This is a genomic window from Moorena sp. SIO4G3, from assembly GCF_010692305.1.
Lineage (GTDB): Bacteria > Cyanobacteriota > Cyanobacteriia > Cyanobacteriales > Coleofasciculaceae > Moorena > Moorena producens_A.
Window position 1 is genome coordinate 23,667 of record NZ_JAAHIG010000003.1, and the last position, 14,939, is coordinate 38,605.

Consider the following 14,939-nt stretch of genomic DNA (forward strand, 5'->3'; position numbering starts at 1 on the left):
CTATTGAGGAAGATTACATTTTAATTGTGGCGGTGATGCACTGTAGTCGTGAGCCAGGATATTGGAAAGAGCGTGTCAGGGAGAAACCATCAGATGCATAAAATGATCTGAGGTTTGGTACGTGATTCGGACAACTAAGCCGTTATAGCACTAAGGTTATAAGTTAAGACATTGCTTCTTCAGTACCTTTTATTATAAATTTACAGTTAAAAAACTCAGAAAGCTTACTGTACAAGGATACTTCTGCTATTCAACTAAAAAATTTTTTTTTAATACGGGCTCTTGCCACTGCTCCGTTCCCGTGGCCCACGGCCTTAGCTCCCTAAAAACATGTATCTCACCTAATTGAAAACCGCTATATTTTAGTAAATTAAAACACAGTAACAATTTGATAATTTTTATAATACTTGCTAAAGTTTCAAATAAAGCTTTTACCTTGGCATTTAAACTAGCGAATAAAATCTTGTTATTGCAATCATTATTACTAACACAACATAAAACTTTTTTATTAATTGATCGCCTGGCGCGTGACTATTTATTGATGCGCGAAGACTAAGTTGCCGTTGGTGATAAACGATAAATAGTGAAAATAAAAATGTGCCGAATTGTGTAAAATATTGTAAAGTAAATGTGACATTTAGGCATTTTTCTGCCAGGAACGAAAAACAAAAAAAATGTTAATTATTGGAGGGAATAGCATTCTTAACGATATTGTCAATAGTGGTTTGTGAAAATTACTTAGGTTATGTATCTACTACGGGACAAGGTTCAATTCGTTAATACTATTGCCCATGAAGGCAAAGTTGTGGTTGTTGCCACCGATACAGACGGCAAGATTTGGTACACCATCAAGCAGGATGGGTTTGAAGACTCCTACCTCAACACCCCCGAAGACCAAAGGACAGGTTGGGAAGATTGGCAAGAACTGGAATTTCCTAATGAAGCACAGGATGACCAGTCCGTAATTGACAAAGAAACTAAGGAATTAACCCATCAGGCTGAGACCAGCACATTTATTCTGCGTACGCGCTACAGAACCCAGAATGAATCAGCAGCTTTTCCGGTACAGTTAGTTTCGGCAACAGGTCACCTCTATGTTTTTCGTCAATCTAAGGCAAATTCTACCGAAACGACTCCCAATACCTTATTGGTAGACCGTTTTGTCCTCGATGGCATGACCAATCAACTGGTGCGGAAGCTAGACGTGCGGTTTAAGCGATCGCGTCAGAAGTATCAACCCATCGCCAGTATGAAGAAAAATGCTAACGGTGGACTCTCAAATATTGATTCTTTAGATTTTCGCGATGCTGATGGCAAGCCTTTCTATGAACCGACCACTGAACTCACTCTGATTGAGAACCTTCACCAAGGTTGGTTTTCAGTGGTACTGTTACCGACCAATGAACACGACAAATACCGTTGGCACATTTTTGCTTACAACTCTCAAACTCAGAAGGTAGAATTAACCTCCATTCGCGCTTCAGCAGAGGGATTGTTTGATTTCAAAGACTATACCGTTTTAGAACCCAGACCCGAAGCTAAGAATGCTTTAATCCCTCGTTCTATTCCGGGTATTATTAAGCGCAAGCTGGATCTCAATGGTGTTGAGGTAGCTAATGGCTTGTCAGCAACCAAATACGATATCCAGAAAGAGCAGCAAACTAAAGATGGAATGCAACTGCTCAAAGGTTCCACCAAGGTCATGGTCGCAATTCCCACAAAACAGGGAAATGTGGCTGCCTTGAGTTTTGCTGTAGCAACAGATGGTACTTTGTCTCAGATTGATCAAAATCCCGACAATACTAACATTCTACGCAGTCAGAGTCGGGACTTACTTTTACCCTTAAATACCCTAGATGAAATTAAAGCGATTGGGGATTCGACACCACCACCCCAAGCGAAGATTACGGGTATAGAAAGAGGATATGAAGATAGAGTTCAGATTGTTTCTTCCCCATCATCGGGTTTAAAAACCGGCAATACGGTCAAAATTTCCAACACACAAAATTACAACGGTCATTATCAAGTCATCAGTATCGATGGTGATACTTTTGAAATTGCTGCCGATTGGGTGAACAGTGAAATTGGCAGTTGGGAAGTGGTGCCGAAAACAGAAACGGGTTTAGTCTTTGATGGCATCATTACTGAGGTGGAAAGAGTAGCCGATGGGAAGCTGCAAATCACGGCTCTCAATCATGGCTTACAAGCGGGTGATGAAGTCCAAATTGTCGATACCACTCACTATAACGGCATCTATGGAATTACCAAAATTGATGATCAAAACTTTACCATTGATAATCTTTTCTGGAAACCGGGTGAAGCAGTCAACCTGAAACTGGAATCCCGCAAGCGGCGCGGAGTGATGTTTAATGGTGTTGATGAGTATATCAAAACCCCAGCCCTAGAGTTAACCCCTCCTTCGGAAGAATTTTCCTTTGGATATACTTGTTCAGCGTGGGTTTATGTCTCAGCTACGGGTAGTGGCGAACAGATAATTATTGGAGAAGAAGACGAACACATTCAATTGCTGGTTAATAACGGCACTGTAGCGTTGAAAGTCAAGTGTGCCAATGGTGTGGGTCAAACCACAGATACAACTACGATTCCAACAGGTCAATGGGTTCACTACGCCGGGATTATTTCCTCTGATGCAGCCAGTGACAAAACCATCTTAACTCTGTGTAAGAATGGTCAGCAGGTGGGAACTCCGACAGAAGTGGCATCACTCTTTGATCCTCCCGAGAATTGGCAGCCTGAATTTTTGATTGGGAAATCCTTTGCTGGCAAGATTGCTGATGTACAAGTTTGGGATAAGGTTCGGACTGCTAAAGAAATCAAAGACAGCATGTACCTCCAACTTACCGGACGGGAAGTAGATTTAGTGGGCTACTGGCGACTGGGTGCAATCACTGGGGATACGGAAAGAAAAGTTGTTGATTTCTCCGTTTACGGAAACGACGGGACAGTTTATGGGGATGCCTTTGTGAGTGCGATTACTCTCAGTCGCACTTTAGGAGATGGAACTACCCAAGCTGTTAAATACAGCAATGATGATTTGGTGGCGGTGAGTGCCCGGGCTACCTATATCGAAACGTTTGAATTCAAAACTGACCCTAGCGTAAATCGGGAGCATCCCAGTTTGGCAAATCCATTGCTCAAACTAACGAAAATACTAGGGTTTGAAAGTGTTATGCACAAAAATGAGATGCTCCCTGTAAATCCGAATAATGTTGATGGTAAAAACGGCAAGTTATTTACGTTTTCCTATTGGGGTAAAACAAGCCGTAGTGCGAAAAAACGTATCGATTACAAACATTTTACGATTGAAACCAGTGACTTTCAGTCTTTAGGCAATGACTGGTATAAAGCCACCTGTCGTTTTACCGTACCCGATGGGGTGGCAATGATCCGTAGCTTTGAACTGGGTAATGTTAAAGGTACATGGTCAACGTTGGAGATTCGTAAGCATCGGATTCAGTTACTATCTGATAGCATTACTGAGGTTAACTATACAGATAGCGTTAGTTTATCGACCTTGGCAGATAACTATGCTGAGTTACCGGGAAAATTAAAGATATTAGAGCAGAAAGAACGGGAAGAAGCGGTACTACTAAAGGAAAAGCGGAAACTGGAAGACAAGATTGCCCTACTAGATAATTTGCCTATCTTACAACAACAAGTAGCAGCATTAAAAACAGAGGTGGCATCCCTTCAACAGCAAGAGCAAACTCTCAGATCTGAATATGATCAAGAAGTCGCCAATCCTTTTAATTATGAATGTCATCTCAGTGTCCAAGTAGAAAAGTCTTGGTTGGGAATACATTGTGACCCGCCTCAACCTGATAATGATGGTCTGGGAGTGATAGTGTGGAAGAGCGGAAATGGAAATTTATTCCGATTTCAGCAACAAGAAAATCCTGGTCAGGCCTACCTGTCAGTCAAAGTTAAAAACAAGTGGAAAAAGATAGTAGTTTATAGGAAATACAATAATATATATTATCAGAACGATGATGCCATCAATGAAAACATCAAGGGAAATTTATTTAAATTTGAAAAAAACCGCAATTTTTACTACTTACAGACCCAAGTAGACAGTTCTTGGGAAAGAGTAACAGTTAGCAGTAATCTGGTAGGATGGATGGAGTGGAATACAAGTAATGGAACTTTGGGCTATGGTACGTCTCCATTTGGATCGTCTCCAACTTTATTTAAGATAAGTAGAACCAGTCAAACAACCAACAACAGGATTCAAACAGCTCAAACAGCATGGGAAAAGAAAGAAGAAGATTTCATAGAAAAGCAAGATGAACTAACTCAACTCCAAGATTTACTTGCAGCAGGTTTATCTGAAAAACCGACGCTGGAAGCTCGTCTTCAAGAAGTTAACCATCAACTGACTCAACTTCAAAGTGATTTAAATACTGCCAATACAACAGTAATCAACACAATCAGAACTACTCAACAAACCCCCCAAACCCTACCAACACTCCATACTGTCAGTAAAGGTTCCCAAAAAGGTTTAGTTACCAAAGGGGCATTACTAGGATTTGTCTCTCCTGCGACGCGCATCGCAGCGATTGAAAGCTGTGAAGGTAACGTGCAACTGAGCTACTTTGACAATCAAGGTCGGATGCGCTTGACAAATTATGACGCTACCTCCGATAGTCAAAATACTACTTTTGAACAGTGGCTCCCCGATCAACTTCCTGTTGCTCTCAACTTTGCTGGTGCTAACGACAAAATTGAGTTGGCAAATCCGGTTTTTTTGGGCGATTCATGGACAGTAGAAACCTGGTTTTACTTTGGATATGAGCCTGAACGACAAGTTTTAATGGGTAGCACAGATGGTGATTCTCCCGTAGTGATTGAAGACAAGTCAAAACTGGGAACACGGGTTGATGGAGTCTTTTATGATAGCGGCTATAATCTGGAGCGATTAACTCCCGGATGGCATCATCTAGCGGCTGTTGGCAAAGATTCTACCACCATCTTCTATATCGATGGTCGTCAAGTCGCTGATGTTAAGCAAGCATTCATTGATGCAGCAACTGATGATGCAAGCATTGAGCAACGAAAAACAACAATCTGCCAAGCTACTAATATTGGTATCTCTACCATTGGTAATAGTACCACCGGTTCTGAGCAATTTGGCAAATTGGCAGAAATTCGAGTTTGGAATTTGGCTTTAAGTGAAGCAGAGATTGCGATTAACAGCAAAACTCGACTCAGTGGTAACGAACCCGGATTAGTAGCTTACTATCCCTTGAACGAAGCCACAGGAACTGAAGTAAGAGACCTAACGGGTAGTGGTAACAAGAGTACAGATACTGATAACAAGAGTACAGATACTGATAACAAGAGTACAGATACTGATAACAAGAGTACAGATACTGATGCGGCTACCATTGAAAATCTGGGACATCAGGTGATGCAGTTTGATGGGGTAGATGATTACATTGAGATCTCAGGCTACAAAGGGATAACAGGTAATAATTCCAGGACTGTTGAAGCTTGGATCAAAACAACCATCAACAATCCAGTAATAGTTTCATGGGGAACAGATAGTCAGACAAAAAAATGGGTATTTAGGGTGCAAAACTCCAATGGCACTAAGGGCGCGATTAGAGCAGAAGTTAGTGGTGGCTATATCGTTGGCAATACAGCAGTTAATGATGGTCAATGGCATCATGTAGCTTGTACTTTTTCTAGTAGCGACCCGGCTAATATCAGCAGTGTCCAACTCTATGTTGATGGTCAGCTAGATACCAGTAATACTAAATTAGAAACGCAGGTCAATACAGCTAGTGGAGATGATGTAAGAATTGGTACAGATTTTATTAACCGTTACTTTAATGGTCAAATGGCCGAAGTCCGCATTTGGAACAAAGCCCGCACGGCTGAAGAAATCCAAGCGGATATGTCCCAACGCCTAACGGGTCAAGAGTCAGGTTTAGTTGGTTATTGGCAATTAAATGAAATCCAATCCGAAGGAGATCAACAAAAGGTTCTGGACCTCACAGGTAACAACAATCACGGCACGGTCAAGGGAGCAATCCTCTTTGATGACAATACCTTGCCTATTAGCAGCAATACTGATAGTGCCAATAGTGGTACAGTAACTGATGCTATTAGCGGTAATAACGGTACTGTTATTGGTGCTATGTGGTGGGGTTGTGCGGCTCCCATTGGTAATCTAGGACATAAGGTAATGCAGTTTGATGGGGTGGATGATTATGTCGAAATTCCCATTGTAAATGTAAATAGTTTGAATATTTCCAGTAGCATTACAATTGAAAGCTGGATTAGGATAAAGCGACACAAGAGTATAGAGTCAAGAGCCACTAGCGATCAAGTCATTTTTAATTTGGGAAATCAGCCTTTGTTCAATGTATTCGGACCATATCACACTCACCCTGGTATCCTGGAATTCGGTTGGGGTGGTGTATCACCCACGTGGAGAACTGGTAGCCAAGTAGTAGACGACGGTCAGTGGCATCATGTCGCCACAACCTATAATGGAGCAAAAGTGAAGATTTACGTGGATGGAGAACTAGATATTTCCAGGGATACAACTGGTTCTTTCGCTTTAAGCAATAACCTAATCATTGGTGCATTATCAAGATCAAGTTCTTCAAATTCCCGAAACTTAAATGGAAGTCTGGCCGAAGTCCGTATCTGGAATACCGCCCGCACGGCTGAAGAAATCCAAGCGGATATGTCCCAACGCCTAACCGGTAAAGAGTCAGGTTTAGTTGGTTATTGGCCCTTAAATCACATCGAACCAGAAGGAGATACGCTCAAAGTTCGTGACCTCACAGGTAACAATCACGGCACGGTCAAGGGAGCAACCCTCAAAGATGACAATACCTTGCCGATAGGCAGCAATACTTTAGTCAGTGCAGAGTACAGCACCATTACCATAGACAAAGTTACCAATCGGAAATCTGCCATTATGCGGCGTTTCCTCGCCAGCCCTGCCCTCAATGGTGTGGAATTATTGCCAGACAAGCGAATTGAAACACTAGAACTCAAATGGATTGGTAATGCTCAGTTTGCTCCTACCCTCCTCGGTTATATTGAAGGTGCGCCCCCAGTTCCCAGCGAAAATCTAACTGTCGAGATTGATTACACCAGTGCAACTTCAGTGGAATTAGCTATGTCTGAAGATGTGGAGTTTAGCTGGAATCGCTCTCAGGATGTAGGTTTGGGAGCATATCTTGAGCTATTTTACGGTGCGGCTGGTGACGTCTATGGTGGTATTGGAGTTGAAACAAAACTCGGAGAATGGAAAGCGGGTTTTAAAGGGAACCTTGACTCTAGCTACCAGTGGCAAAACAAAAGTAATATTACTTCCAGTTCTGCACTAAGCATGAGCGATCTCTTAGAGTTGCGGGGTACGCCAGAATCAACCGTAAAATTCCCTCATCTTGGGCAACGGTTTATTCCCAAAAACGTTGGTTATGCTTTGGTCGTTTCTGGTTTGGCAGATGTATTTATCACTCGCCTGCAACGCAGTAAGAAAATGATTGGTTATCAGGTACAGCCTGTAGATGGTATTCCACCAGATGTTAATACTATCACCTTCTTAATCAATCCCGCTTATACTATGAACGGTAGTTTGGATGGGATGACAGGCAGTAGTCCGAGTAGCGATCGCTTTTTCCGTCATGTCCCAGAAATGCGTGCCCAATATGGCTCACTTTATCCCGCGAGTTACTATCGACTCCAGGAAGCTTACGACCTCAAACAGCAGATTGAGAATGAAGATAAGCGGCGAGAGTCATATTTTGCCCAGTTTAATGCGAGTGTATCGGGTTTATTTTTGGATGAAATCTTTTTGAACCGAAGAATAGACAGTGGCGAAGCTCCTCAAACAATTGGAGTTACCCGTGAGGAAGACAAACCAGATCAGGAGTTGACAGAGGAGGAAAAACAAGCAGCCCAAGAAAGACAAAAAGAACAATTTGAGGAAGAAGCAGGAGCAGCGGCTGAAAAGCAATCAGAAGCAGCCCAGCAAAAGCAAAAAGAAATTGATACCAAGATTACCGACCAAGAGACAAGAGTTCACGCCACAGACAGTTTTGCGGGTTGGCAGAAGAAGATGGAAAACATCCAAATTCGCGCAGGCAAACGCAATATTGTCAACACCTATATCTGGGATGCAGATGGCGGAATGCGAACAGAAGCTCAAAGCTTTGCTAATACCGCAGAACATACTGTGGGTGGCTCGTTTACCTTAAACGCTGGGTTAGGATTCTTGGGAGAGTTTACCGCAGGGGGAGTTGCTGGTGAACTCACTGCTCAGGTTACCCTAAACATGACCCAAACCATGAGTAAAACTGAAGCTCGTAGCAAAGGTATAGAGTTATATGTCGATCTCAGTGGGGTTGAAAGTAAGGCAATTACAGATCAAAACGATTATCCACTACAGCCCGGAGAAAAAGTAGACCGCTACCGCTTTATGAGTTTCTACCTCGAAGGCAGCACTCAAAACTTTAATGACTTTTTCACCTATGTTGTCGATCCTGAGTGGCTTGCGAGTAACGATGAAGAAGCCCGTGCTTTGCGCCAAGCTAAAGGTAAAGCAAATAAAACCTGGCGGGTACTACATCGAGTCACCTATGTAGAACGTCCAGCACTAATGGGCTTTGGTCGGAATGTCCATCAAACTTCTACTGAAGATGGAGTTGCCATAGCAGTTGTCAACTACTTCCAAGATATATCTCAAAAGCAGAAAGTTCTTGAAAGCAAGGTCGATCAACTTCTGAAAATGCTCAAAGATATCAAGAGTTGATTCAATTAGGTTATATCATGTCCGGTTGAATACTTACACTTTGGTAAATCGAGGGCAGAAGGCAGAAGGCAGAAGGCAGAAGCAAAGGAGTAAGGTTTCATCGAATAAGATTTGTGATAACTAATTATCCGGACATGATATTAAATCCTCTGGTGAGTGGCGGTTGTATCTCCACTCACCCTCCTCAAAGCTAATACCAAGAAGATATAACAAGGAAGCAATCATGCCAACAAGATCACGGGTCAAGTTCAAACGGGGTAAGCGATACAAATACAAAGATCTCAAGTTCAAACGGGGTGAGCGATACAAATACAGAGATCTTAAGTTCAAACGGGGTCAAAAAGTCAGTCTTAGGGAACTTAAGTTTCGACTCCGTCGTATTACTCCAACACCAGAACTATCTCAAGCAGCAGTACGATGGAAGCAGGTTAAGCTCGCTGTCAAGATCCGAGGTAGAGAAATCGCTGAGAAACTTCTACGACGGGAACAAGATAATCAAAGGCAGGAGATTAACCATTCCCGCGAAAGTTTAACTAATAAACTCAGTATCGCACAGGAGCCTCAGGAATGGAGTAATGAGGACTGTCAAAATGCCATCAAAGGTCTTAACTCCGACTGGAAACACATTCACACTACCCTCAAAAAAGATACCGAAGCCCTAAAGAAATTAGTTGATTTCCGTAAACAACTAGTAAATAGCTTAATCGATGAAATGCGGCAAAAGTATCCGGGTTTGGTAGCCAGTTCAGTGGGTAGTAGCGACCTCACCTCTGACTATGATATTACCCTAGGAGTGACTGATGGCAGCACTAATGATGTCAAAGCCGTCCAAGAACTCAACGCCCGCTTCAAGGAAATCTTTGGCAAACAACCCGGTACTGTCTTTGACACCAATTTCTACACCAACAACTTTCTAACGTTAAAGGAAAACATTCTCACGGAAGGTTCAGTGGGTGAGGTAGCCCCAGCCGATAGTCCTAACGAAGCAACCGCTCCCATTACTACTGCTGATCAAGATGTGCTAGCACTGTTAAAACAACGGCGCTACATGAATCAGATTCAATGGGACGACTATGTGAAAGAGGTGACTAATAGTATTACTGATCCAACCAAGCGGGCAGAAACTAGACGGCAGTATGATACAGCTAATGATATCTACCAAATCAGCCTCCAGGAATTATTAGAAGCAACTGGCGAACCTTCAGCGTCAGTGCAACTCACTGCTAAGGAGGAAAGTCTGATTGAATTGCAACCCGTAGAAAGGGAGCATCCCAATTTGGCAAATCCATTCCTCAAACTAATGAGAATACTAGGGTTTCAAAGCATAATTGAAAGTGTTATTTCCAAAAATGAGATGCTCCCCGTAGAAAGCCATGGACTGTTGCATAGTCAACTCTTACTTTCCGAGAAAATCCGTGCCCAAGAAGAATCAAACTCCGACCTAGTATTAGAAAAAAGCAACGAACTTTATAACAATCGGATGTTACAAGTCAGGGAACTGCAAGCACAAGTGGCAGCCCTCCCTGACCAAAATAGTGAAGAAGCCCAAAACCTGAAAGCTAAGGTGGAACGACAGCTTAGTAACGCTTTATTCTTTGCTAGTGAAGCCTATCACAGTAAAGGTACAATTCTACATGTAGTTGAGGGCATTCAAGGAAAAAACCAAGAAGTGCTAGCAGCACTGACACCGAATCAAATCCTTGATTCTGTCAATGAACAATTAGGAGATTTCCTCAAAGACATCCGTCATTACACTGCTGAAGAAGTTGATGATGGCACAACATTTTATCGCGCTTCCAAGTATATGCACCGCTTGTTCGATGCAGTCAACCTTTTAAAAGAGAAGGGAGCGATTGGTGATTTAGACTTTGAAAGTCAATATGGTAGTACCAAGGATTTGTATGAAGCCATAGGGGAAGTACTATTACCCGCCCGCAAAGGTAAATTTGGGTTGTCACCTGAAGAAACTATGGAACTTGCCAGAGACACTGTCTGGAACATGTATCAGATCATTACAGCAGAGGAGTTGGAAGATATAGTCCTATCTCTAGTCAAGGAGGTCAACATTGTAGCGAGGGATGTTATCAACTTTGATGACGCGGATGTTTCGGAATTATTACCCGAGTAGGCACTGCCCACCCTACATGAACTGGAAAATCAAGGGTGAATTTTCTCGATGAAATTCCTTCGATAGTCCCTTCAAAACTATCCCAAATTTCCTCCGCACAGGTGGCATCGCCTCAGCACGGGCAAATGCTTGTTTCATTATCTGTGAAGCTTTCTCTATTTCCTCGGCGGTAGGTGGGGCTATTTCTTCCCCCTCCCAGTCTACAATCAACAAATCGTTGGGACTACAGTGAAAGAAAGCACAGAGTTGAGGGAGGGTAGTATAGCGCTACGCGCAAGGGCAAGAGGCAAGAGGCAAGAGGCAAAAGTTTACTAAAAAAGGGTTTCAGCTTATATCAATGTCCTAACTTTAATGCGTAGTGCTATAAAAGCGATCGCATTCGCTTCACCATTTTCAAGTTCCCTTAATTGTTGGCGATCGATTCCCGTAGATTCAGAAATTTCTTCGTAACTGATATTTCCGGAATTAGCTCTTAATTGTGCTAGTTTAGTTGTGACTCTCATCCTGTAAACTGACCTACTATTTTCTATTTTATTAAATTAGCAAAAATTATAATATAGCAGTTATTGCATTTATGAGGTAGACTTCTCAACCTCAAAGTCCCCCTTTTTAAGGGGGATTTAGGGGGATCCCTTTGTACCTCATGGGAAATAGAATTGCTATAAAATTCCAGGGTACATTTCAATGCATGCTGTTTGACCTGAAAATTGTAACGGGCATCTTGCGTGGAACGGGCATCTTGCCTGTTTCAATTTTCGCGCGTGCTGTCTCAACCTGCTTGAGGATCCTTCGCACCTCTAACACCAACGCTCTACCAGCTTCACTACACTCCCCGCGCCCCCGCCCCACACTCCCTGCGCCACACTTCCAGTCTTTTTTACAAAAATAGCAATCCGTGTAGGAATTGAGAGAATCTTTGTTCCCTGCTCCCTGCTCCCTGCTCCCTGCTCCCTGCTCCCTGTTCCCAGATCCGCTGTTCCCTGTTCCCTTTGCTATATGAGATGCACCCGATCGCATCATCATACCTTTAGAGGTATCAAGTCCCTCCAAAAATTATATTAGACAAAATTAAAATTACTACATAAGCTATTCATATAAGCTTCCATGGAGTCAAAACATGAAGTGATTTATAGCATCAACTCTGTTAGCAAACTCTATACTTAGTAAGGGACATTATAACTAATAAATTGGTTGGTTATTAAACTCTAATCTAGAGGCAAAATATACTCATTATATTGAATAAATCAGCATTTTATTCAAAAGTATTTGCTTCAATTTTTGCTGGGAAGCAATATCTATAGCAATCCTAAATGAATTGTGATAATTTTGTTCCCTGTTCCCAGATCCGCTGTTCCCAGATCCGCTGTTCCCAGATCCGCTGTTCCCTTTGGTATATGAAATTTGCCTATTATTTAAGAAGATGACCGTTGAACCGTTTTGCCATGGTACCTACCAAGGAACGGAGTTCACCCCAGTCACATTTGAAATTGCACATAAGCAAAAAGTTGCCCTTTGCCTGTGCAAGGGTACAGGGAATGCCCATTTCTTCTGTGACCGTGCCCATACAAGTCTATAGGAGTATCAGCAGATACTATGTCTCAACCCATAAAAATTCTGGCTTTTGCAGGTAGTGCCCGCATCGAATCTTTCAATAAAAAGCTGGTCAAAATTGCTGCTGAGGAAGCTAAAGTGGCTGGAGCCGAAGTCACCTACCTAGACCTGCTGGATTATCCCATGCCTATATTCAACCAAGATTTGGAGGCTCAAGAGGGACTGCCAGATACAGTTCTTCAGTTCAAAGCTTTGCTGAAAAGCCATCAGGGATTCCTAATTTCCTGTCCAGAGTACAACGGCTCAATTACGCCCCTGCTCAAAAATGTCATTGACTGGGCCTCGCGCCCAGATCCCGAGGAACCATCGATGGCACTCAGTGGCTTTAAAGGCAAAGTCGCAGCCCTATTAGCCACCTCTCCAGGTGGCTTAGGGGGAATGCGGGGATTAGTTCACGTTCGCGCAATTTTAGAAGGGATTGGCGTCTTGGTGATTCCCGATCAAAAGGCGATTCCAAGAGCCTATCAGGCCTTTGATGACCAGGGTAACCTCAAGGATGAGAAGCAGCTGAAGGCTGTGCAGGCGATCGCCACCAAACTCGTTGATGTAACAGCTAAATTATCGCAGTAGTGATATCCCAGTAGTGATTAGGATGGGAGGAATACAGGAGTAACAGTACCACCTTCCCATAGAATTATTACGGCTATTCTATAAAAATCCAGTGATGGCTGGATTTTTATCAGAGGATGTTTGAAAATAGCTCAAGAGATTCGAGACTATTGGGAAGAAAAAAATCCCTCGTCGTTTTGAGCAGATTGCTAAAAAACCTCCCTTACCAGGACAAGAAGCCGTTCGCGCTAAATTAAAAGCCTGGAAAATCAAGGGTGAATTGTCTCGATGAAATTCGTTTGATAGTTCCTTAAAAAGTATCCCAAATTTCATCCGCAAAACCGAGTTGCATCGCCTCAGGACGGGTAAATTCCTGTTTCATTATCTGTGGAGATTGTTCTCTTTCCTCGGCGGTAGGTGGGGCGATTTCTTCCCCCTCCCAGTCTACAATCAATAAATCGTTGGGACTACAGTGAAAGAAGACACAGAGTTGAGCGAGGGTAGTAAAAGCTATCCCATTCGCTTCGCCATTTTCTAGTTCCCTTAATTGTTGCCGATTGATTCCCGTAGATTCAGAAATTTCTTCGTAACTGATATTTCCGGAATCAGCTCTTAATTGTGCTAGTTTAGTTGTGACTTTCATCGTGCAAACTCACCTGATATTTTTTAGTTTATTAAATTAGGCAAAAATTATAATAAAATTCCCGCGCCCCCGCCCCAGACTTACCTTATTTTTTAGAACTATCAGATGCACCCTACTGTTGCCTGTTCCCTATTCCCTGTTCCCTTTGCTATAGGCAGATGACGGTGGAAATTACTAAAGAACCCTTCTGGAGATACTCGTTCTTTCCAAATCCGGCGACACTCATACTGTAAATCTACAAATTCTCGGGATGATAGATTGTCGTGAAATTCAGCAATTTTCTCGCCAATTAAATGAATTTCATTCTCCTTTATCCAAACACAGTATTTCTTCCAATCAATGTCAAAGTCGTAGGGAAGCACACAATCGGTATCTACAAGAACTGGAATTCGGCCACAGCACAATGCTTCATAGAAACGAAAGGAATTGTTTCCTGACCCACGGCAACAGAAGATATAGTCACTGTCTATTAAGTTATGGACAAATTCCAGCCGATGCTTTTGCTTCAACTTGAAATCCGGTTGATTGAAGAAAACTGGGCGTTCTCTAATCATAAAGTTGGTGATTATGTTAGGATCTTTTGCTAATATATCTAGGGCTTGAAGTCTTAACATATATCCCCAATTATAGGGAGGGATACTAGTTTTCAAGTTCAAGACATTCTTTTTGACTCTAGACCATAAAAATTTTAAGTAGGTTTTGGTATTTGGTTTGACGGCATACCCACAGAAACCAACGACAGGTTTTAAGCGTTTTTGGCGGATATTGAGTTTGTTGTCCAGATAGTTTTCAACAAAGTCTTCGCTCCACTGAGGTAGGGTAAAATCGGTGTTTTTTCTCAGGGAGCGATAGAGGGAGTTACGGAATACAAAATCACTTTCAATCGGTAAGTTAAGATGGGAAGAAGCCCCACCAAAAAAGCTGATTAAGGGCTTGCCTGCTGATTTAACGTTTTCTGCTAATTCTCTGGCTTTATGTTCCAATTCAGAATTCCATAGTGCCCAATTAACTGGTACTATGGCAAAATCTGCTTCCTCCAGAGACGACATCTTAAATAGAGACTTTCCAATTTCTACATAGTGGTCAAAACAACTACTAATGGGATCCTGAGGATTTTCTGGAGGCTTCCCCCAAAAGGGGTATAGGATTGCCTCATAGGTCATGCCCTCTGGGAGATAGTTCTGGTCACAGAAAATTTTCAAAGTCATAATGTT

Annotated in this window: 7 protein-coding genes; 3 read left to right on the forward strand and 4 right to left on the reverse strand. The window is 42.4% G+C overall.

Translation table 11 applies throughout. The features are described 5' to 3' along the window. The first annotated feature begins 745 nt into the window (after positions 1-745). On the forward strand, positions 746-8,794 hold the full coding sequence (locus tag F6J99_RS00920; protein ID WP_293111313.1) for a LamG-like jellyroll fold domain-containing protein: 8,049 nt from the start codon (positions 746-748) through the stop codon (positions 8,792-8,794). Between the two features lie 223 nt (positions 8,795-9,017). Continuing rightward, positions 9,018-10,922 carry a hypothetical protein gene (locus F6J99_RS00925; protein WP_293111314.1) on the forward strand — a complete coding sequence of 635 codons (1,905 nt, stop codon included), beginning with the start codon at positions 9,018-9,020 and terminating at the stop codon, positions 10,920-10,922. Positions 10,923-10,934: 12 nt separating this feature from the next. Here the strand turns inward: F6J99_RS00925 and F6J99_RS00930 are convergent, their stop codons facing one another. Both F6J99_RS00930 and F6J99_RS00935 read right to left on the reverse strand, forming a co-directional pair. After that, positions 10,935-11,132 (reverse strand): hypothetical protein, encoded by a 198-nt coding sequence (locus F6J99_RS00930; protein ID WP_293111315.1) that lies wholly within the window; start codon positions 11,130-11,132, stop codon positions 10,935-10,937. Positions 11,133-11,251: 119 nt separating this feature from the next. Further along, positions 11,252-11,425 carry a helix-turn-helix domain-containing protein gene (locus tag F6J99_RS00935; RefSeq protein ID WP_293111316.1) on the reverse strand — a complete coding sequence of 58 codons (174 nt, stop codon included), beginning with the start codon at positions 11,423-11,425 and terminating at the stop codon, positions 11,252-11,254. A 1,090-nt stretch (positions 11,426-12,515) separates the two neighbouring features. Here F6J99_RS00935 and F6J99_RS00940 point away from each other — a divergent pair. Continuing rightward, positions 12,516-13,103: an NAD(P)H-dependent oxidoreductase gene (locus F6J99_RS00940; RefSeq protein WP_293111317.1), complete on the forward strand. Its 588-nt coding sequence runs from the start codon at positions 12,516-12,518 to the stop codon at positions 13,101-13,103. Positions 13,104-13,392: 289 nt separating this feature from the next. Here F6J99_RS00940 and F6J99_RS00945 read toward each other — a convergent pair whose 3' ends face one another. Then, on the reverse strand, positions 13,393-13,725 hold the full coding sequence (locus F6J99_RS00945; protein WP_293111318.1) for a helix-turn-helix transcriptional regulator: 333 nt from the start codon (positions 13,723-13,725) through the stop codon (positions 13,393-13,395). Between the two features lie 101 nt (positions 13,726-13,826). Then, a complete protein-coding gene (locus F6J99_RS00950; protein ID WP_293111319.1) occupies positions 13,827-14,933 on the reverse strand; it encodes an exostosin family protein in 1,107 nt (368 codons plus the stop codon). Between the last annotated feature and the right edge of the window lie 6 nt (positions 14,934-14,939).

Bases quoted from the DNA above. Each gene is read 5' to 3' on its own strand.
- F6J99_RS00920 (WP_293111313.1), top strand. From the start codon at position 746: ATGTATCTACTACGGGACAAGGTTCAATTCGTTAATACTATTGCCCAT.
- F6J99_RS00925 (WP_293111314.1), top strand. From the start codon at position 9,018: ATGCCAACAAGATCACGGGTCAAGTTCAAACGGGGTAAGCGATACAAA.
- F6J99_RS00935 (WP_293111316.1), bottom strand. From the start codon at position 11,425: ATGAGAGTCACAACTAAACTAGCACAATTAAGAGCTAATTCCGGAAAT.
- F6J99_RS00940 (WP_293111317.1), top strand. From the start codon at position 12,516: ATGTCTCAACCCATAAAAATTCTGGCTTTTGCAGGTAGTGCCCGCATC.
- F6J99_RS00945 (WP_293111318.1), bottom strand. From the start codon at position 13,725: ATGAAAGTCACAACTAAACTAGCACAATTAAGAGCTGATTCCGGAAAT.
- F6J99_RS00950 (WP_293111319.1), bottom strand. From the start codon at position 14,933: ATGACTTTGAAAATTTTCTGTGACCAGAACTATCTCCCAGAGGGCATG.